At 67.6% G+C, this 19798-nt stretch carries 16 protein-coding genes, 1 tRNA gene and 1 pseudogene; 7 read left to right on the top strand and 11 right to left on the bottom strand.

Features of this window, described 5'->3' with window-relative positions:
• Nucleotides 1-174: 174 nt before the first annotated feature.
• Both H623_RS22305 and H623_RS0103375 read right to left on the bottom strand, forming a co-directional pair.
• Nucleotides 175-357 (bottom strand): annotated as a pseudogene (locus H623_RS22305) (winged helix-turn-helix domain-containing protein); the annotation flags it as partial.
• A 114-nt stretch (nt 358-471) separates the two neighbouring features.
• Complete coding sequence (locus H623_RS0103375; protein WP_022899538.1) at nt 472-1089, bottom strand: PadR family transcriptional regulator; 618 nt, start codon at nt 1087-1089, stop codon at nt 472-474.
• A gap of 243 nt (nt 1090-1332) precedes the next feature.
• Between H623_RS0103375 and H623_RS0103370 the strand changes: the two genes are divergently transcribed.
• Nucleotides 1333-1836 (top strand): DUF3145 domain-containing protein, encoded by a 504-nt coding sequence (locus H623_RS0103370; RefSeq protein ID WP_022899537.1) that lies wholly within the window; start codon nt 1333-1335, stop codon nt 1834-1836.
• Between the two features lie 10 nt (nt 1837-1846).
• Here H623_RS0103370 and H623_RS0103365 read toward each other — a convergent pair whose 3' ends face one another.
• From H623_RS0103365 to aceE, 6 genes are all read right to left on the bottom strand, one after another.
• Nucleotides 1847-3085 (bottom strand): beta-ketoacyl-[acyl-carrier-protein] synthase family protein, encoded by a 1239-nt coding sequence (locus tag H623_RS0103365; protein WP_022899536.1) that lies wholly within the window; start codon nt 3083-3085, stop codon nt 1847-1849.
• Nucleotides 3086-3187: 102 nt separating this feature from the next.
• Nucleotides 3188-3436, bottom strand: coding sequence for an acyl carrier protein (locus H623_RS0103360; protein ID WP_022899535.1), 249 nt, complete (start codon nt 3434-3436; stop codon nt 3188-3190).
• A gap of 55 nt (nt 3437-3491) precedes the next feature.
• Nucleotides 3492-4496 carry a beta-ketoacyl-ACP synthase III gene (locus H623_RS0103355; protein WP_022899534.1) on the bottom strand — a complete coding sequence of 335 codons (1005 nt, stop codon included), beginning with the start codon at nt 4494-4496 and terminating at the stop codon, nt 3492-3494.
• Between the two features lie 4 nt (nt 4497-4500).
• Nucleotides 4501-5436 (bottom strand): ACP S-malonyltransferase, encoded by a 936-nt coding sequence (locus H623_RS0103350; RefSeq protein WP_022899533.1) that lies wholly within the window; start codon nt 5434-5436, stop codon nt 4501-4503.
• 106 nt (nt 5437-5542) lie between these two features.
• Nucleotides 5543-6787, bottom strand: a complete 1245-nt coding sequence (locus tag H623_RS0103345; protein ID WP_051143049.1) for a PucR family transcriptional regulator — start codon at nt 6785-6787, stop codon at nt 5543-5545.
• Nucleotides 6750-9476, bottom strand: a complete 2727-nt coding sequence (gene aceE, locus H623_RS0103340) for a pyruvate dehydrogenase (acetyl-transferring), homodimeric type (RefSeq protein WP_022899531.1) — start codon at nt 9474-9476, stop codon at nt 6750-6752. The genes H623_RS0103345 and aceE overlap by 38 nt, the downstream gene beginning before the upstream one ends.
• Nucleotides 9477-9686: 210 nt before the next feature.
• Between aceE and H623_RS0103335 the strand changes: the two genes are divergently transcribed.
• From H623_RS0103335 to H623_RS0103315, 5 genes are all read left to right on the top strand, one after another.
• On the top strand, nt 9687-10154 hold the full coding sequence (locus H623_RS0103335; protein ID WP_026939863.1) for a peroxiredoxin: 468 nt from the start codon (nt 9687-9689) through the stop codon (nt 10152-10154).
• A 58-nt stretch (nt 10155-10212) separates the two neighbouring features.
• Nucleotides 10213-10285 (top strand) — tRNA-Val (locus H623_RS0103330).
• Nucleotides 10286-10456: 171 nt separating this feature from the next.
• A complete protein-coding gene (locus H623_RS0103325; RefSeq protein ID WP_022899529.1) occupies nt 10457-11263 on the top strand; it encodes a glucose 1-dehydrogenase in 807 nt (268 codons plus the stop codon).
• Nucleotides 11260-13080: a glycoside hydrolase family 15 protein gene (locus H623_RS0103320; RefSeq protein ID WP_022899528.1), complete on the top strand. Its 1821-nt coding sequence runs from the start codon at nt 11260-11262 to the stop codon at nt 13078-13080. Before H623_RS0103325 ends, H623_RS0103320 begins: the two co-directional genes overlap by 4 nt.
• Nucleotides 13077-14423: an NAD(P)/FAD-dependent oxidoreductase gene (locus H623_RS0103315; RefSeq protein WP_022899527.1), complete on the top strand. Its 1347-nt coding sequence runs from the start codon at nt 13077-13079 to the stop codon at nt 14421-14423. The genes H623_RS0103320 and H623_RS0103315 overlap by 4 nt, the downstream gene beginning before the upstream one ends.
• A 21-nt stretch (nt 14424-14444) precedes the next feature.
• On the opposite strand, the gene H623_RS17510 is transcribed toward H623_RS0103315, so the two are convergent.
• The 3 genes from H623_RS17510 to H623_RS0103290 form a co-directional block, all read right to left on the bottom strand.
• Entirely contained in the window at nt 14445-15515 is a 1071-nt protein-coding gene (locus H623_RS17510) for a M23 family metallopeptidase (protein WP_022899526.1), read from the bottom strand.
• Nucleotides 15516-16173: 658 nt separating this feature from the next.
• Nucleotides 16174-16659, bottom strand: coding sequence for a dihydrofolate reductase (locus H623_RS0103295; RefSeq protein ID WP_022899523.1), 486 nt, complete (start codon nt 16657-16659; stop codon nt 16174-16176).
• Nucleotides 16656-17465 carry a thymidylate synthase gene (locus H623_RS0103290; RefSeq protein WP_022899522.1) on the bottom strand — a complete coding sequence of 270 codons (810 nt, stop codon included), beginning with the start codon at nt 17463-17465 and terminating at the stop codon, nt 16656-16658. Before H623_RS0103290 ends, H623_RS0103295 begins: the two co-directional genes overlap by 4 nt.
• Nucleotides 17466-17837: 372 nt before the next feature.
• Here H623_RS0103290 and H623_RS17500 point away from each other — a divergent pair, with 372 nt between their 5' ends.
• On the top strand, nt 17838-19787 hold the full coding sequence (locus H623_RS17500) for a purine-cytosine permease family protein (protein WP_022899521.1): 1950 nt from the start codon (nt 17838-17840) through the stop codon (nt 19785-19787).
• Nucleotides 19788-19798: the final 11 nt, after the last annotated feature.

The raw sequence follows: 19798 nt of genomic DNA, 5'->3' as shown, positions 1-19798 counted from the left end.
AGCGAACGATCCACGCCGGCGCAGGTACTCTCGCGCGGCCTGGTAGTCCAACTGCACCGACGCGGCGAAGAGCTCCTCGGAGCCCTCCGCCTCGACGTCCGTGCTGAACCCGGTGATCGTCGCGCGCCAGCGCCGTTCGCGCCCGTCCGAGGAAGGGTCGTCTTCGACCAGGCCGAGCTTGGCCAGGACACGCAGATGGTAGCTGCAGTTCGACGGGTTGTCGCCGATAGCTCGTGCGCACTGGGACGCGGTTGCCGGCCCGTCGTTCATCAGCCGCCCGAGCAGGTCGAGGCGCACGGGATGCGCCAACGCCGCCACGGCACGAGGATCGCTGAGGACGACGCGTCGCTCATTCATGCCGACTCCATTCTGAAAGACCGTTTCAGAATAAAACGGCCCATGCAGATCTGCAACGCTCTTTCAGAATGGTAGACAAACGCCTGCAGAGTGTCGGCTGAGTAGTCGCTCCCGTCAGCCGAGAGGGGAGTCGAGCGCCTCGGCCCGGGCCGGCCGCCCCCGACGGACTGGGGTGTCGTCGAGAGCGGTGCCCTGCCGCACATCCTCCGGAGCCGCGCGCCACGACCGCTCGACGGTCTCGATCCAGCTCAGCTCTGCGCGCGCCCGGGACTGCTCGGCCTGAAGGGTGATCTGCTTCGCCCAGGAGATGGCATCCACGGGACGGGAAAGGTCGTGAAGAGCCGCCGTCGCCCTCGCGAGTGTGGCGGATGCCACCTCGTGCTGCGCCGCCAGCATGGCTTCGAGGTCGGCTTCCGGAAGGGTGGCGCCCAGAGCGAGCTTCACGATCAGCTCGTCGCGCACGGCATGGGCGGCGTGAACCACGGGCGAGGCCAGCCAGTTGTGCACCTCGCGGCGTCCGGCATCCGTGATCCGATAGAACACGTGCCCCTGGTCATCGGAGCCGCCCTTCGATACCAGCCCGTCGCGCTCGAGCCGGTCGAGCGTGTTGTAGACCTGACCGACGTTCAACGACCACCCGCCGCCGGTGCGTCGTTCGAATTCGGCTCGCAGCTGATACCCGTAGCAGGGTCCCTGATCGAGGATCGCGAGCAGGCTCTGCCGCACCGACATGACACTCCTTCGGTTCGAACCGGAAACGCATAAAAACGCATGCCCGGTATGCAACTACCCGGCATTCATATACCTGTAACGAGCGCCGCGTCAACGTCCCTCGCCGGGCACGCGAACGACATCCTTGTGATTCGACAGCTGATCGGGAGATAATGCTGACGTCGGCGTTCAGCGCCGTCCGTTTCATGGCGGAACCGTCGTGTGGTCGTAGGGGAAGACGCACCACACCGATCGGAGGACACCATGGCGTCAATACAGGCTCGGGGAGTGCTTTACGTGCACTCCTCTCCTCGCGCGCTCTGCCCCCATGTCGAATGGTCGGTCGGGCGAGCACTCGGACGTCCGGTCAACTTCCAGTGGCAGGACCAGCCGGTGCTGCCCGGCGCACATCGCACGGAGTTCTACTGGGAGGGCGAGCGGGGGAGCGCAGCGCGCGTCGCGTCCGCCCTGCTCGGGTGGCAGCACCTCAGATTCGAGGTGACCGAGGATGCCGGACTCGGCACAGACGGCGGTCGCTGGATCCACACGCCCTCGCTCGGCATCTTCCACGCACAGACCGACACCGCGGGCAACACGGTCGTCCCCGAAGACCGGGTGCGCTACGCGATGGAACTCGCCGGCAGCAACGTGCTCGAGCTCCAGAAGGAGCTTCGTCTCGCTCTCGGACAGGCATGGGACGACGAATTGGAGCCGTTCCGCCACGCCAGCGATGACGCACCCGTCATCTGGCTGCACAAGGTCGGGTGAACCGAGGGCCTCAGTCGACGCTGCGGAAGGCGACGACGGCGTTGTGACCGCCGAACCCGAACGAGTTCGACACGGCGAGTTGCGGGCCGTCGCCCAGGGGCTGGGAGTCGCCGGAAACGGACAACGGGATCTCAGGATCCTGCGTCGTGATGTTGATCGTCGGCGGAGCGATGCGGTCCCGGAGAGCGAGCACGGTGAACATGCCCTCGAGCGCACCCGTGCCACCGAGGAGGTGTCCCGTGGACGCCTTGGTCGCCGAGGTCGGGATCGAGTCGACGCGGTCACCGAAGACCGACTTGAGGGCGACATACTCGGCGATGTCGCCCACCGGGGTGCTGGTGGCGTGAGCGTTGATGTGGGTCACCTCGTCGGGCGTTGCACCGGCCTGCTCGAGCGCCAGAGCGAGAGCGCGACGAGCACCGTGACCCTCTGGGTCGTTCGCCGTGATGTGATAGGCATCCGCCGTGACACCGCCGCCCGCGACCTCGGCGTAGATGCGCGCGCCACGGGCGAGCGCGTGCTCCTCGGTCTCCAGCACCAGAACGGCGGCCCCCTCACCCATCACGAACCCGTCGCGGTCGACGCTGTAGGGACGCGACGCGTGCTCCGGGTCATCGTTCCGCTTCGAAAGGGCCTGTGCCGATGCGAACGCCGCCATTGTGATCGGATGCACGGCTGACTCGGTACCGCCGGCGAGCACGACGTCGGCAAGGCCGAGCTGCAGGTGCTCGTAAGCGTTCACGATCGACTCGGTGCTCGAGGCGCAGGCGGACGCGACGGTGCGGGCATAGGCGCGTCCCTCGAAGTGCATCGAGATCGCGGCGGCCGGCGCGTTCGGCATGAGCATCGGCACGGTGAGCGGCATCACGCGACGCGGGCCGCGCTCGCGGAGCGTGTCCCATGCGTTCAGCAGCGTCCACACCCCGCCGATGCCCGTCGCGAAGTCCACGCCGAGGCGCTCGGGCGCGACCTCGGGTGCACCGGCATCCGCCCACGCCTCCTTCGCCGCCACGAGAGCGAACTGCGACGCCGGATCGAGGCGCTTGGCCACCGGTCGTTCGAGCACCTCCTCGGGACGCACCTTGGCCTCTGCAGCGAAGGTGACGGGCAGTTCGTACTCCGTCACCCACTCGTGCGCCAGCGTGTGCGTGCCCGACTCACCGGCCAGCAGCGCTTGCCAGCTCTCGGCCGCGGTGCCGCCCAGCGGGGTGCTCGCGCCGATACCGGTGACAACGATCTTCTTGCTCATGAGTATCCGAACCTCGGGCGCGCTGAAGCGCCGTGACGTGCAGTGGAGAAGTGACGATGGTGCAGCGCCGGCGCGGCATCCTGCGCCGCGCCGGCGTGACGATTACGCCTGGGCGTTGGTGATGAAGTCGACGGCGTCGCCGACGGTCTTGAGGTTCTTGACCTCTTCGTCGGGGATCTTCACGTCGAACTTGTCCTCGGCGTTGACCACGATGGTCATCATCGAGATCGAGTCGATGTCGAGGTCGTCCGTGAACGACTTGTCGGGCTCGACGGTGTCGGTCGCGATGCCGGTCTCGTCGTTGATCAGCTCGGCGAGGCCGGCGAGGATCTCTTCGCGGGAAAGTGCCATGGGTGTGTATCTCCTTGGAGTTTTTCTTAACAGCAGAACAGTCTAGGTGGACCGTTCAGGGGAGGACGACGACCTGCGCCCCGAACACGAGGCCGGCGCCGAAGCCGATTTGAAGTGAGAGTGTGCCGCTCAGCTCCGGATGCTCCTTCAACAGCCGGTGCGTTGCGAGCGGAATTGAGGCGGCCGACGTGTTCCCCGTCGTCTCGATGTCGCGGGCGATGACGACGCTCTGCGGGAGCTTGAGCTGCTTCGCAAGTTCATCGATGATGCGCATGTTGGCCTGGTGCGGCACGAAGGCGCCGAGATCGGCGGACGTGATGCCGGACTCTTCGAGAGCTCGCTTGGCCACCTTCGCCATGTCCCACACCGCCCAGCGGAACACGGAGGGGCCCTCCTGCCGGATGACCGGCCAGGTGGTCTCACCGTCCCGGAAATCCACGAGCGTGCCGTCCATGCCGACGAGGCCGGCCTTGGATCCGTCGGAGCCCCAGGAGACGGGACCGATCCCCGGCGTGTCGCTGGGGCCCACGACGGCGGCTCCCGCGCCATCGCCGAGAAGGAACGAGATCGAACGGTCCGTCGGATCTATCAGGTCGGAGAGCTTCTCCGCGCCGATCACGAGGGCGTAGTGCGCGGCGCCCGCGCGGATCAGCGCGTCCGCTTGGGCTGTCGCGTATGCGAAGCCGGCACAAGCGGCGTTCATGTCGTAGGCGGCCGCCGGGTTGGCGCCGACGCGGTCCGCGACGACCGCAGCCATCGACGGCGTCTGCTGCACGTTGCTGATCGTCGCGATGATGACCGCGTCGATCTGCTCCGGTGAGACGCCGGACACTTCGATGGCCTCGCGTGCGGCATCCGTGGCGAGGTCCACGGCGAGAACACCCTTCGGGGCCCGTGTGCGCGTGATGACACCGGTGCGCTGCCGGATCCACTCATCCGAGGAGTTGATCGGCTCGACGATGTCGTCGTTGCGCACGACGAGGGTGCCACGAGCGGCGCCGTAGCCGAGAACGCGCGTGTACTGCGCTCCGGCCGCCTGCTTGAGGGTCGGGGTCGTCATGGAATCAGGCTTCGCTTTCTGCCGTCTGCGCCGTGAGAAGCTCGACAGCGGCCGAGATGTCTTCGGGCGTCTTGATCGCCACCGCGGGCACGCCTTTGAGCCCGCGCTTGGCCAGGCCCGTCAAGGCACCGCCGGGCGTCAGCTCGATCAAGCCGGTGATGCCGGCGTCGGCGAAGGATGCCATGCACAGGTCCCAGCGCACGGGCGATGCCACCTGCCCCACCATCAGCTCGACGAAGTGGGCACCGGAGTCGACGATCGACCCGTCTCGGTTGCTCCAGACGCGCAGTGTCGGGTCGTTCGCCGTGAAGTCCTTCGCGGCCGTCTCCAGGCCGTCGCGTGCCGGCTGCATGTAGTGGCTGTGGAACGCCCCGGCGACCTGCAGCGGAACGACGCGCGTTCCGCGCAACGGGTTCTCGGCGAGCCGGGCGAGGGCATCCAGTGCGCCGCCCACCACGATCTGGCCTCCGCCGTTGAAGTTCGCCGGCTCCAGGCCGAACGACTCGACGTGGGCGATCACGGCATCCGGGTCGCCGCCGAGAACAGCGCTCATGCCCGTGGGTGCGGCTGCTGCCGCCTCGGCCATGAGCAGTGCACGAGCGCGGACGAAGCGCAACGCGTCGTCTTCGCTCAGGATGCCCGCCCCGGCCGCCGCCGCGGCCTCCCCGACGGAGTGTCCAGCGATCCCGCCGAAGACGGCCTCCGGGGCCGCTGCGCGCAGCGCTCGGAGCGCGAGCAGGCTCGCGGCCACGATGAGCGGCTGGGCGAGTGCCGTGTCACGGATGGTCTCGGCGTCGGAGATGGTGCCGTGGCGCACGAGATCGACCTCGGATGCCTCCGAGTACCGTTCCAGCAGAGTCCGCGACTCGTCATCGACGAGCCAAGGGTTGAGAAATCCGGGGGTTTGCGAGCCCTGACCAGGGCAGGCGATGACAATCACTGTTCCAGTCTGCCCATCACTGCGCTCGGTTCCGTGTCGATCTTCGATGAACTAGCGCGAAATCGTTTGTCGGTGTCGTACATCGTCCCCGCCCCGCGATGCGCCTTCACCGGCGTCGATTCGCGTCGGGCTCGTTGATCGACCCGACGATGAGCGCGGCCTGGAGGATGAGCGCTTCCCTCGCGCCGGTGGCGTCCCAGCCGATCACATCCGTGACGCGTTTGAGGCGGTACCGCACCGTGTTGGGATGGACGAAGAGCTCCCGAGCCGTGGCTTCGAGCGAGCGCCCGTTGTCGAGGTAGCTCCACAGCGTGTTGAGCAGCTCGGGGGAGTGCGCCTGCAGGGGACGGTAGATGCGGTTGACGAGCGTGCTGCGGGCGAGCGAGTCGCCCGCGAAGGCACGCTCCGGAAGCAGGTCGTCGGCGTGCACCGGGCGCGGGCAGTTGCGCCAGGCCTTCGCCACGGCGAATCCGGCCAGAGCAGCGCGCGCGCTCTTGGACGCGTCGACCAGGCCCGGCACCTCGTGCCCGAGGACCAGATGGCCGGCCCCGAAACCGGGTTCCAACTGCTGCGCGATCTCCAGGAAGGTGATCTCGTGCGAGGGGCCCACCTCGTCCGTGTCTTCAGAGCGCGGCTGCGCCCGCCCGATCACGAGCACGAGTCGGGAACCTTGCACGCCGATCAACACGTCAGCGCTCATGTGCCGCGCGATCCGGCGCAGCTGGTCGACGTCGAGCTGCTGGGGCGCTGTGCCGACGAGCACGCTCACCTCGCCGTGGCCGTGCCATCCGAGCGCGGCGATCCTGCTGGGCAGCTCGTCGTCGTACTCGCCGGTCAGGATGGAATCGACCACGAGTGCTTCGAGGCGAGCATCCCAGAGCCCGCGAGCCTCGGCGGCCCGGGCGTAGACATCCGCCGCCGCGAACGCGATCTCGCGGGAGTACAGCAGGATCGCTTCGCTTACCGCCTCGTTGCCTGCGTTGCGCACCCGGTCCTCGACCACCTCGACCGTCACCCGGATGAGCTGGAGCGTCTGCTGCAGCGAGACGGAGCGCAGCAGCTCACGCGGAGCCGCCCCGAACACGTCGGCGGCGATCCACGGCGTCGACCTCGGATCGTCGAACCACGAGATGAACGAGGTGATGCCGGCCTGGGCGACGAGCCCGACGGCCGAACGCCTGCCCGGCGGCATCTCGCTGTACCAGGGCAGGGTGTCTTCGAGCCGCTTCAGCGTCGCCGTGGCGAGTTCTCCGGAGAGCTTGCGCAGCCAGGCGAGCGTCTCCTCCTTGGTTCTCGGCTTGGGCACGCGCGGCCTAGCTCTCGCCGCCGGCAACGCCGGTGGTGCCGGCATTGACGTCGTGGAGCCGATAGCGTTCGATGGCCCGAGCGGGGGCCGACGCGTCGACCTGACCGCGTGCGGCAAGCATCTGAAGGGTGCGCACCACCATGGAGGGCCCGTCGATCGTGAAGAATCGCCGTGCTGCAGCGCGAGTGTCCGAGAATCCGAAGTCGTCCGCACCGAGGGTGGCGAACTCCCCGGGCACGTAGGCGCGAATCTGATCGGGCACCGCGTGCATGTAGTCGGTCGTGGCCACGAACGGGCCATCGGCCCCCGAGAGCTTCGCCGTCACGTACGGCACCTGCTTCTCCTCGTCCGGGTGCAAGAAGTTGTGCTCCTCGGCACGCAGGCCGTCGCGGCGCAGCTCGGTCCAGCTGGTGACGCTCCAGACATCCGCACGAACGCCCCAGTCCTCGGCCAGCAGTTCCTGTGCCTCCAGCGCCCAGGGAACGGCGACACCGGATGCCAGCAGCTGCGCTCGAGGACCGTCGCCCTCCGCGTCACGCAGCTTGTAGATGCCTCGCACCACGCCCTCGACGTCGAGGTTCTCCGGTTCAGCAGGCTGCACCATCGGCTCGTTGTACACCGTGAGGTAGTACATGACGTTCGGGTCGGGGTGGCTGCCCCCGTACATGCGGTCCAGACCGGATGCCACGATGTGGCCGATCTCGTAGCCGTAGGCCGGGTCGTAGCTGACGACCGCAGGGTTGGTGGCGGCGAGCATGGGCGAGTGACCGTCCGCGTGCTGCAGGCCCTCGCCGGTGAGCGTCGTACGCCCGGCCGTCGCGCCCATGATGAAGCCGCGGGCCATCTGGTCGCCGGCGGCCCACATCGCATCCCCGGTGCGCTGGAACCCGAACATCGAATAGAACATGTAGACCGGGATCAACGGTTCCCCGTGGGTCGCGTACGAGGTGCCGACGTTGGTGAAAGCGGCCATCGCGCCGGCCTCGTTGATGCCGACGTGGAGGATTTGTCCCTGCGGGCTCTCCTTGTAGGAGAGCAGCAGCTCCCGGTCGACGGAGGTGTAGTGCTGTCCGTTCGGGTTGTAGATCTTCGCGTTCGGGAAGAACGCGTCGATGCCGAACGTGCGCGCCTCGTCGGGAATGATCGGCACGATTCGGTGGCCGAACCCCTTCGATCGCAGCAGGTCCTTGAGCAGCCGCACGAACGCCATGGTCGTAGCGACCTCCTGCGTGCCGGAGCCCTTCTTCGCGATGGCGTACGAGGATTCCTCGGGCAGCGGGATCTGCGTGTACTTGGAGCGCCGCTCGGGAACGAAGCCACCGAGCTCGCGGCGGCGCTCCATCAGATATTGGATCGTCTCATCGTTCTCGCCGGGGTTGTAGTACGGCGGAAGGTACGGGTTCTCGGCCAGCTGGTCGTCGGTGACCGGGATGTGCATCGAGTCGCGAAACTTCTTCAGGTCGTCCAGCGTCATCTTCTTCATCTGATGCGTCGCGTTGCGACCCTCGAAGTGCGGACCGAGTCCATACCCCTTGATGGTCTTGGCGATGATGACGGTCGGCTGGCCCTTGTGCTCGAGCGCAGCCTTGAACGCCGCATAGACCTTGCGGTAGTCGTGGCCTCCGCGCTTCAGGTTCCAGATCTGCTCGTCGCTGTAGTCCTTGACGAGTTCGAGAGCGCGAGGGTCCTTGCCGAAGAAGTGCTCCCGCACGTAGGCGCCGCTCTCCGCCTTGTATGTCTGGTAATCGCCGTCGGGCGTCGTGTTCATCACGTTGAGCAATGCGCCGTCGGTGTCGCGGGCGAGCAGGTCGTCCCATTCGCGACCCCAGATGACCTTGATGACGTTCCAGCCGGCGCCGCGGAAGAAGCTCTCGAGCTCCTGGATGATCTTGCCGTTGCCCCGCACGGGGCCGTCGAGGCGCTGAAGATTGGCGTTGATCACGAAGGTGAGGTTGTCGAGCCCCTCGTTGGCCGCGACCTGGAGTTGGCCGCGGCTCTCGACCTCATCCATCTCGCCGTCGCCGAGGAATGCCCACACGTGCTGATCGGAGGCGTCCTTGATGCCGCGGTTGGTCAGGTAACGGTTCACCTGAGCTTGGTAGATCGCGTTGATCGGACCGATCCCCATGGAGACCGTGGGGAACTGCCAGAAGTCCGGCATCAGCCTCGGGTGCGGATACGACGAGAGCCCGTTCGGCGCGTGCGACTTCTCCTGACGGAAGCCGTCGAGCTGGTCGGCGGAAAGCCGTCCCTCGAGGAAGGCGCGGGCGTACGGACCGGGGGAGGCGTGGCCCTGGATGAAGATCTGGTCGCCGCCGCCGGGATGATTCTGTCCGCGGAAGAAATGGTTGAAGCCGACCTCGTAGAGGGCTGCACTCGACGCGTAGGTGGAGATGTGACCGCCGACAGCGATACCGGGTCGCTGCGCCCGGTGCACCAGGATGGCCGCGTTCCAGCGAATCCATCGGCGATAGCGGCGCTCGATCTCCTCATCGCCCGGAAAGTCGGGTTCGTCCTCGGGCGCGATGGTGTTGACGTAATCGGTGGTGGGGACCATCGGCACGCCCAAACGGAGTTGCTTCGACCGCTTGAGCAGGCTGAGCATGATCTCGCGCCCGCGCTGCGACCCTTCGGCCGCCACGAGTGCGTCGAGGGACTCGCGCCATTCCGCGGTCTCCTCAGGGTCCGAGTCGATGTCGTTCATCGAATACGGGTCCTGGTCGTTGACAGTCACCGCGACCTCTTTCTTTGTGTGGATCTTGTCCTGGGCAGCATCAAACGCTGTGGGGTTGCGACAGGGGATGCACCGTAGGTCAGCCTAGCGACACTTGTCGCGCTCAATGGGCCGTCCGCGTGACCCGCGGTCTATGCTTGCCTACCATGCGCGCCAGGGGGTGCGCCCCAGCGACGAGGCACTGTTAGCGACGGTGCGGAAGGAGCGATGGTGGCTCTCGAGAACGACACTCAGGCACCCGACTTCGAGTTGCCGAACCAGTTCGGCGAACAGGTGCGCTTGAGCGACTATCGCGGCCGCAGCGCGGTGGCACTCGTGTTCTTCCCGCTCGCGTTCTCGGGCACCTGCACGGGGGAGTTGTGTGCCCTGCGCGACAATCTCGAGCTGTTCCGGTCCGATGGCGTCGAGCTGGTGGGGGTGTCCGTCGACTCCAAGTTCTCGCTGCGCGCGTGGGCCGAGCAGGAGGGCTACGACTTCACACTGCTCAGCGACTTCTGGCCTCATGGCGACACGGCGAAACAGTACGGAGTATTCCTCGAGGAGAAGGGCTTCGCGAACCGGGCGACGTTCTTGATCGACTCGGAGGGGATCATCCGCGAGAGCTTCATCACCGCTCCGGGCGAGGCGCGCAGCATCGAGGCGTACCGCATCGCTCTCGAGGAGTTGAAGGCCGCCTGACCTGGCACGTGAGGGCGGCCGTCGGTCGGCCGCTGTGTGGTCGTTAGACTGCACGAGCGGGCCTTTAGCTCAGTCGGTAGAGCGCCACGTTTACACCGTGGATGTCGTCGGTTCGATCCCGGCAGGGCCCACGGCAAGAGGGACGTCCCGTCAGGGGCGTCCCTCTCGCCGTCTGTATGTGGCGAGCATCGGACCGACGGTGCGCCCCCGCGGCGTAGGGACCCGCGCGCTGCGAGAGTCGGCTCTATACCACTCCCGTGACTCTTCCGCACAGGATTGCGGCCATCACCAGAACGCGTTGAATGGTCAATGTCCAGAACGCGATCAGACGGGAAGCCCAGATGCAACTCGAGAACAAGACCGCCATCGTGACGGGTGGCAACAGCGGAATCGGTGAGGCGATCGTACGCAGACTCGCTCAAGACGGTGCCAATGTGGTGATCGACTACGTCGCGAGACCGGACGACACGGCGGATCTGGTCAAAGACATCACTTCTGCGGGCGGGAAGGCGGTCGGCGTCGAGGCCGACGTTTCGAGCCTGGACGGTCTGCGGCTGCTGATCGACACGGCAGTGCGCGAATTCGGCCGCCTCGACGTGATGGTGAACAACGCGGGCATCGAGAAGCGGCACAGCCTTCTGGAGGCCGATGAGGAGACCTTCGAGACCATCATCTCCGTCGACCTCAAGAGCGCGTTCTTCGGCACGCAGCTGGCGGCGAAGCAGTTCATCACGCAGGGCGGCGGGGGAGTCGTCGTCAATGTCTCGTCAGTCCACGAGGACTGGCCGATGCCCGGCAACATCTCCTATTGCGTCGCCAAGGGCGGTATGCGGATGCTCACCCGTACGGCGGGCGTCGAGCTCGGCCCGCAGGGTGTGCGGGTCGTGAACGTTGCGCCGGGCGCCGTCGCCACGCCCATCAACGACGCAACGATGAACGATCCGGAACAGCGGGAGAAGCTGGAGAGCGCCATTCCGTTGCGGAAGGTCGCGGATCCTTCGGCGATCGGCGATGCCGTTCTCTTCGTCGCTTCGGACGCGGGGCGCTATCTCACCGCGACCACCGTGTTCGTGGACGGTGGAATCATGCAAGGCAGTGTCGGTCTGTGACCACGTCCCGCATCGAGGACTACGCGATCATCGGCGATCTGCACACGGCGGCGCTCGTGGGCACCGATGGATCGATCGACTGGCTCTGTCTGCCGCGCTTCGATTCTCCCGCGTGCTTCGCCAACCTCGTCGGCACGGCGGACAACGGGTTCTGGCGCCTCGCTCCGGCCGATGCAGAGCGATCGACGCGCCGCAGGTATCGCCCGGACACGCTCGTCCTCGAGACCGAGTGGGAGTCGCAGTCCGGCCGGGTGCGGGTGACGGACTTCATGCCGGTGCGCGATGACGCGGCGGACCTGGTGCGCGTGGTCGAGGGCCTCAGCGGCACGGTGCGCATGAAGTCCGAGCTGGCCCTACGGTTCGACTACGGACATGTGGTGCCGTGGGTCACGCACACTGAGCGAGGCATCCGCGCGGTCGCCGGACCGGACGCCGTACTCATCAGCACCCCGGCTCCACTGCACGGCAAGGACATGCGCACGGTCAGCGAGTTCACGGTCGACGAGGGTGAGCGCATCCCGTTCGTCATGACCTGGTACGCCAGCCACACTCGCCCGCCGGCGCCGGTCGATGCACTCGAGGCACTCGAGAGAACCGACAGCTTCTGGGACACGTGGTCCCGGGCGAGCAAGGCGCGCGGCCCCTACCGGGATGCCATACAGCGTTCTCTGATCACGCTGAAGGCGCTCACGTACGTGCCCACCGGTGGGATCGTCGCGGCGGCCACCACGTCCCTCCCGGAACAGCTCGGCGGACCGCGCAATTGGGACTACCGCTATTGCTGGCTCCGTGACGCCACACTGGCGCTGCAGTCGCTTCTCACGGCCGGGTACACCATGGAGGCCAAGGCATGGCGGGACTGGCTTCTGCGGGCCGTTGCCGGCGATCCCTCCCAGTTGCAGATCATGTACGACCTGGACGGAAGGCGTCGACTCCCCGAAGAACCGCTCGACTGGCTGGCCGGGTACGCCGACTCGCAACCCGTTCGGGTCGGCAACGCTGCCGCCGATCAACTGCAGCTGGATGTCTGGGGCGAGGTCCTCGATGGACTCGCGCTGACGCGCGCCACACTCAAGAACGGCGACGACGCGTCATGGAACCTGCAGCGCGCACTCGTCGAGCATGTGCGCAAGATCTGGCGGGAACCCGACAACGGCCTCTGGGAGATGCGCGGTCCGCGCCGTCACTTCACGCACTCGAAGCTCATGGTCTGGGTCGCTGCCGATCGCATGGTGCGCGCCGTCGAGCGATTCGGACTCGACGGGCCGGTCGAGGACTGGAAGCGGCTGCGTACGGAAGTGCGCGAAGACATCCTCGCGAACGGCTACAACGCCGACAAGAACTCGTTCGTGCAGTCTTACGGCAGCACGGAGCTGGATGCCGCGCTCCTGCAGATCCCGCGCGTCGGCTTCTTGCCGGGCGATGACCCGCGCGTACTCGGAACGATCGATGCGATCCAACGAGAGCTCACGCAAGACGGATTCATCCTGCGCTACCGGCCGCAAGCAGCCGACGACGGCCTACCCGGAGGCGAGGGAGTGTTCTTGGCGTGCTCGTTCTGGCTCGTCGACGCGCTCGTCGGCGCCGGCCGACGCAAGGAGGGGGCGGAGCTGTTCGAGCGACTGCTGACGCTCCGGAACGATGTCGGTCTGCTCAGCGAGGAATGGGACACCGCACACGCGCGCCAGCTGGGTAACACCCCTCAGGCGTTCAGCCACTTCGCGCTGGTGCGAAGCGGATTCCTCCTGCTCGCCGACGAATCGGTGCACAGCGATCAACCCATCAGCATCCCGGCTCACGGAAGGAACGACCGATGACTCAACCACCTCACATCCTGATTCTCGGCGGCGGATACGCAGGCTTCCACGTCGCGAAGGGGCTCCGCCGCGACGTTCGAGAGGGGCGCATGCGCGTCACCGTCGTCGAACCCGCGCCGTACCTCACCTACAAACCGCTTCTCCCCGAGGTCGCCGGGGGTGAGACCGCGCCCCGCGACGCGACCGTGGCTCTGCGCAGCGCCCTGCACCACGTCGCGCTCGTCGCAGGCGAGGCGCTCTCGGTGGACTGCGACGCGCGCACGGCGGTCGTGCGCTCCGAAGACGGCGTCGAACGCGCGGTCTCCTACGACCAGGTCGTGTTCGCGATGGGATCCGAGACGAAGGCGCTGCCCATTCCCGGGCTCGAGGACAACGCCGTCGGGTTCAACACGCTCGAGGAAGCGGTGTACCTGCGTGATCACGTGCTCGATCGCATTCGTTTCGCGGCGACTGCCGCCGATTCCGCCGAGCGCGAGCGCGCGCTCACGTTCGTCTTCGTGGGCGGCGGGTACACCGGAGTCGAAGCGATCGCCGAGCTTCAGGAGCTCGCCAAACGACAGCATTCGACGTTTCCGTCCTTGCGCGGCCAGCCGATGACGTGGCTCCTCGTCGAAGCAGCGGATCGCATTGCGGCCGAGCTCAGCAAGGGCCTCTCGCAATGGACGCTCGACACCCTGCGCAAGCGGGGCATCACCGTGCTCCTGAAGACAGAGATGAAGACCTGCGAAGGCGGTGTGGTCGAACTCAGCAACGGCCAGAAGCATCCGGCCGACACCATCGTGTGGTCCGCGGGTGTGGCTCCGGCTCCGGTCCTTCAGCGCATGAACGTGCCCACCGGAGCGAAGGGGCACGCACAGGCGGATGGATGTCTGCGCCTGGTGCGCGATGACGGATCCATCGTTTCGGGCGCGTGGGCTCTGGGCGACGACGCCCAGGTTCCCAAGCCGTCCTCGGGCTCCAAGCCTTCGTACTACCCGCCGAACGCGCAGAACGCCCTTCGGCAGGCGCGACAGCTCGCGGACAACATCCGCCGGGACCTGCAGGGCCAACCCCCGGTGGAGTACCAGCATGAATCGCTCGGCACGCTCGCCAGCTACGGCGGCCATGAGGGCGCAGCGGTGGTCAAGGGTGTTCAGCTGCACGGCACGCCGGCCTGGCTGGTCGACAAGGCGTACCATGCGCTGGCGATGCCGAGCATGAGTCGCCGAATCCGGCTCGTGCTCGGGTGGATCGCCAACGCCCTCGCACGACGTGACCTGACGTCGACCAGCGCGGTCCGGCATCCGATGCGACCGTTCCAGAAGGCTGTCGCCGTCGCCAAGGCGCACGCGCACCAAGGCTGAAAGCCAGGAGTGGAAGCGGGCTCACTGCCCGAGGGTGACACCACGGTTCGCGAAGAACGGCATGGGGTCCACCGCGGTGCCGTCGATGCGCACCTCGATGTGCAGGTGGCATCCGGTCGACTCGCCCGTGCTGCCGACGCGTGCGATCGGTTCGCCCGCCGTGACGTGATCCCCCGGGGCGACCATGATGGTGCCGTCGGAGATGTGCCCGTAGGCGGTCTGCACGCCGTCGCCGTGATCGATCAGGATGAAGTTGCCGTACCCGCTGTACGGGCCGGCGAAGTCGACCGTGCCGTCCGCGGCAGCGACGATCACCGTCATGCACGCCGCACCGATGTCGACGCCCGGGTGGAACACGGGGGTGCCGGCAGGCTGTGAGGGGCGAGGACCGAAGACATCCGTGATCGGGCCCGCCACGGGGTCGACCCAAGAGCCGGCCGCGAGTCGGAAGTCGTCGTCGTACGAGCTGGAGGCGCCTGTTCCGGTCGCTGCCACCATCGCGTCGATCGCCGCGTCGAGGGATGCCTTCGCCGCGTCGTACGCGGACTTCGCGGCCTCCTTCGCGGCCTTCTTCGCGGCGAGCGGAATGGCAGCCAATGCCTGCCGCGCCTGCGCGGCCTCTTTCGTTGCCTCGTCGGCGCGTTTCGCCGTCGTCGTCGCGCGCGCGGTCAGTGTGCTGACCGGGCCGTGAAGATCGCCGAGTTCGTGCGCAGCGGTCAGACGCTCCAGAAGGCTCTGTCCGGTGGGCGCGCCGCCGCTGCCGGTGCCGAGCACGGCACCCAGCGTCGTCGTCGCCTGATCGGTGTGCGTCTCGTGCAGCGCGAGCATCAGCTTCGCCGCGGCCGCATGCGCGGCGCTGTCCGCCTGCTTCGCGTAGCGGTTGTTCGACTTCGCGAGCGCCTTCGCGTTCGTGTATGCCGCCTTCGCCGCGGTGTACTGCGCCTTCGCCGCCCTGAGCGCCTTCGACGAGGTGTCGACGGAGGCACGCGCCGCGGTCACGGTCTTCTGAAGCGACTCGAAAGCGTCCGCGCTCAGGCCGCCCGCCCCGTCGGACGCCGTCACCGAATCCGAGTCGGAGCCGGCGGCGGGCAAGGGCGCGCTCGTCGCCGTGGGCGACGGAACGGGCGAGGTCGGCGTCGCGGTGGGGGTGGGCGTACCGGTACCCGTCGGGGTGGGTGTCGGGGTCGCGGTCGGCGTCTCTGTGGGAGTAGGCGTGGGCGTCGCGGTTCCGCTGTCCGTCGGATCCGGCGCGGACGTCGCGGTTGGCGCTGGCGTCGCGGCGGTCGTCCCGCAGTCCGTGGTGCAGCCGTCCACACGTGCGGCACCGAGCCCGCTGAGTGACGCCGTGAGGAGCACCGCGCACAGGGCAGCGGTGGTTCGACCGGACGCGCGCGACCGCAGCACCTGCGGTCGTTGAGGTGTTCGAATCATCGTCGTGCGAGCCAACTGAATGTTCCCTGCGCCGCCATCGACGGCCCTGTCTTCTCGAGTCTCGCACGCTCGCCATGGCCCGACAACGGGCGAGGGCCGCCGTGAGCGCGACGATCATCGTGGTGACGCAAATGGTGCGGCCGTGAATGATGGGATAATGAGCACCATGGTTGAAGCGATCCTGTGGGGAATCATCGGCACCATCGCACTCGTGGGTGTGGTGCTGGGCGTGCTCGGAGCGCTGGCGATGGGTCGCACAGGGTACCGCGAGCACTGACACCCGTCGCGCTCGGAGCGTGGCTGCGGGAACCGCGCCGCTCTATCGCCGGGTGTAGGTGAGGAAGCGATAGCGCAGCCCGGTGCTCGACGTCGACCAACCGTCGTCGGGTTCGCTGGCAGCAAGCATCCATGAGCCGTCGACGATCGGTGCGAGGGCATCGCCAGGCACTTCGAGGTCGATCTCTGTGACCTCCAGGCGTTCGGCGACATCGATCGTGGCGGCGTAGAGCTGTGCCCCGCCGATGACCCAGACATCGTCGTGCGCCAGCGCCTCCGAGATGTCGTCCGCACGCTCGGCGCCCTCGCCCGACCAACCGCCATCCCGGCTGATCACGATGTTGCGACGGTTCGGCAACGGCCGGAACCGTTCTGGGAGCGAGTCCCAGGTCTTGCGGCCCATGACGACCACACCGCCGCTCGTCAGCTCGCGGAAGCGGCGGCTGTCCTCGGGCAGCCGCCACGGGATGCCGCCATCGGCACCGATCACACCGCCGCGCGCCTGCGCCCAGATGAGCGCGACGCTCACACGGCCACCGCTGCGCGAATGGTCGGGTGGTGCTGATAGCCGACCACCTCGAGGTCGTCGTAGTCGTACTCGAACAGGCTCTGCGGATGCCGTGTGATCCTCAACTGCGGTGCCGGGTACGGATCGCGCGAGAGCTGCTCGCGAACCTGCTCGACGTGATTGTCGTAGATGTGACAATCGCCGCCGGTCCACACGAAGTCGCCGACGGCGAGGCCGACCTGGTCGGCCACGAGGCGGGTGAGCAGGGCGTAGCTGGCGATGTTGAACGGCACGCCGAGGAAGAGGTCGGCGCTGCGCTGGTACAGCTGGCAGGAGAGCTTGCCGTTCGCCACGTAGAACTGGAATAGGGCGTGGCACGGGGCCAGCGCCATCTTCGACAGTTCGCCCACGTTCCAGGCCGACACGATCATGCGCCGCGAGTCGGGATCGGTGCGCAGTGTCTCGAGCACGGCCGAGATCTGGTCCAAGTGTTCTCCGTCGGGGGTCGGCCACGAGCGCCACTGCACCCCGTAGACCGGCCCGAGATCCCCGGAAGGGTCGGCCCATTCGTCCCAGATCGACACGCCGTGCTCCTGAAGCCAACGCACGTTGGAGTCGCCGCGCAGGAACCACAGCAGTTCGTAGGCGATCGACCTGAAGTGCACGCGCTTGGTGGTGATGAGCGGGAAACCCGCACCGAGATCGAATCGCAGCTGCCGTCCGAAGACACTGCGGGTCCCCGTTCCGGTGCGGTCCGACTTCGCAGTGCCGTTGGCCAGCACATCGCGCAGCAGGTCTTCGTAGGGGGTCGCAATCGCGTCGTCCATGATTGACGATCGTACGGGCTCCCCGCGGCGAGAAGTGCATGCCTCTCCGCGGCAAGACGAAGCACGCAGCGGTTGCACGATGCGTCGATTTGCCGGTGTGGTCAGGGTATCGGTGTCCGGCCCGGCCGATAGGCTCACGCTATGGGGACCGACGCGGGGGAGCCGGACGGGACCGATGGTCTTGAGCCCATCAGAAGGCGGACGAGCTATGTGCCTCCGCCGCGGCCGCACGCGCCAGAGACGGAGCCTCGAACGGCTCAGGCCGGCGCTGCAGAGCCGGAGCCGCCGGACGTCGGGCCGGAACACCCCGTGTCGCCCGCAAAGACTCGATCTGATGATGTGCCGGCCACCGGGCCTACGGCCACGGCGGTTGTGCACGATGACGATGAGCTTGCGGACGCACTGCAGAACGAGGTGAGCCTGCTCACGGCATCCCTCCCGATCATCCGGCCCGAGTCGTTGTTCACCCCGGTGGCTCCGACGCCGCCGATCTACGAGCCCACGACCGACGAGGAGCGGGACATCGCCCAGCAGGCGGAGCACGGCGACACGCTGGCGGCCATCGAGCGGTTGGAGGCTCTGATCGCCGGGCGGGGGCCGGCGGCCGGCGGTGAGACGGCGTCGAACGTCCGCGAGGTCGCGGAACCCGAGGCATTCGCGGATGAGACGCCGAAGGAGGAACCGCACGCGCCCGGTGCGCCGGTTGCGATCGTCTCGGAGAGTGATCCGGGCCCCGCAACGGCGGAGATGCTCCTTCCCGCCGATGAGGATCTCGACACCGACGTGAGCGATGACGCGGACGATGTCGAGACGGAGGTCGCCGATCTCGCCCCGATCGCGACGCCGCGCGTACGCACCGCGAGCGTTCTGACGGTCGGCCGGCCTCGTTCCATGCCGGTCTTCTCGATCGAGCAGAGCGGCATGGAGCCGACGCCGTATGAGTACCGCATCGGCCGTGCGTCCCGGTTGTTCTGGCTCTGGTTCGCCACGGGTGCCTCGGTTCTCGTCATCGGCCTGGGGGCCGTTCTCGTGGCGGCCGGGCTGAACATCGTGCAGGTGGTCGTGGCCGCGGTGCTCGGCATCGCTCTCTCGTTCATCCCGCTGGGCCTCGGCGCCCTGACCGGAGCGTGGACCGGGCAACCCACCGTGGTCGTCTCGAGAGCGACGTTCGGTGTGGTGGGAAACGTGGTTCCTGCAACCCTCATCCTGATCGTGCGGGTCTTCTGGAGCGCAGCGCTGCTGTGGCTTCTCGCCGTGACGGTGTCCGATACCGCCGCCGCGGCCGGCTGGACGTCGGATCGCGCGCTCGTGCTGTGGTCGGTGCTCGGGGTCGGAGCGGGGATCTGCATCGTGGTGGCCGTGTTCGGCTATGCACTCGTCGCTGCGGTGCAGGCGGTGGCGACCGTGGCCACGGCGGTGCTCGCGCTGGCGATCATCGTAGTCGCCTGGCCCCGCGAGGGCTGGGATGGAGTGGTCTCAGCACCGTTCGGCGAGTGGATTCTGGTCGTCGAAGGCGCCGTGCTCGTGTTCAGCGTTCTCGGCCTCGCGTGGGCCAGTGCCGGTGGCGATCTCGCGCGGTATCAGCGAGCGCGTTCCGCGGGAACGGCGACGGCCCTCTGGAGCGGCTTCGGAGCATCCCTTCCGATGCTCGTCCTCGTGGTGTTCGGCGCGCTCGTGGTGCTCGCCCGCCCGGCGGTCGGCAACGGGTTTCAGGCGGATCCGGTGAAGCTGCTCGTGGACTCGACACCGACGTGGTTCGCGTTCTTCGTGGTCGCCGCCATCGCGGTCGGGCTGCTTTCTGCCCTCGTCATCAGCCTCTACTCCGGTGGGTTCGCGGTGCAGGCCGTGGGCATCCGTCTCCCGCGCGGCGTATCGGTCGCTGCGCTCGGCGTCGTCACGGCAGCCGCGGCGGCCGGGCTCGCCTCCGGCGTTCCGGATGTTCGAACGCTTCTGCTCGCCTACCCGACGACACTCGCCGTCCCGGTCGCGGCCTGGGCAGGGATCTTCCTCGGAGACTTCCTGCTGCGCCGTCGGCGCATCGCCACGGACTCTTTGCTTCGTCGCGGCGCGGTCTACCCGGACTGGCGTTGGTGGAACGTGGCGGGCCTCGTCGTCATCACCGTCGTCGGGCTGGGCTTCATGCGAGCAGGCGCCACGGGCCTGCGCTGGGAGGGCTATCTCTTCGCGCTCCTCGGCGTCGACCCGCACGGAACGCTCGCCGGTTCCGATCTCGGCGTGCTGATCGCGCTCGTGCTCGGCGCGGGGCTCGGACTCCTCGCCGGCCGGCAGGCGGTCGCGAGGCAAGAGGCAGCGAGCAGGTGAACGGCCGCGAC

This window comes from Humibacter albus DSM 18994 (assembly GCF_000421825.1).
In the GTDB taxonomy this organism is placed as follows: Bacteria; Actinomycetota; Actinomycetes; order Actinomycetales; family Microbacteriaceae; genus Humibacter; species Humibacter albus.
This window is presented reverse-complemented; position numbering and strand designations above follow the sequence as displayed.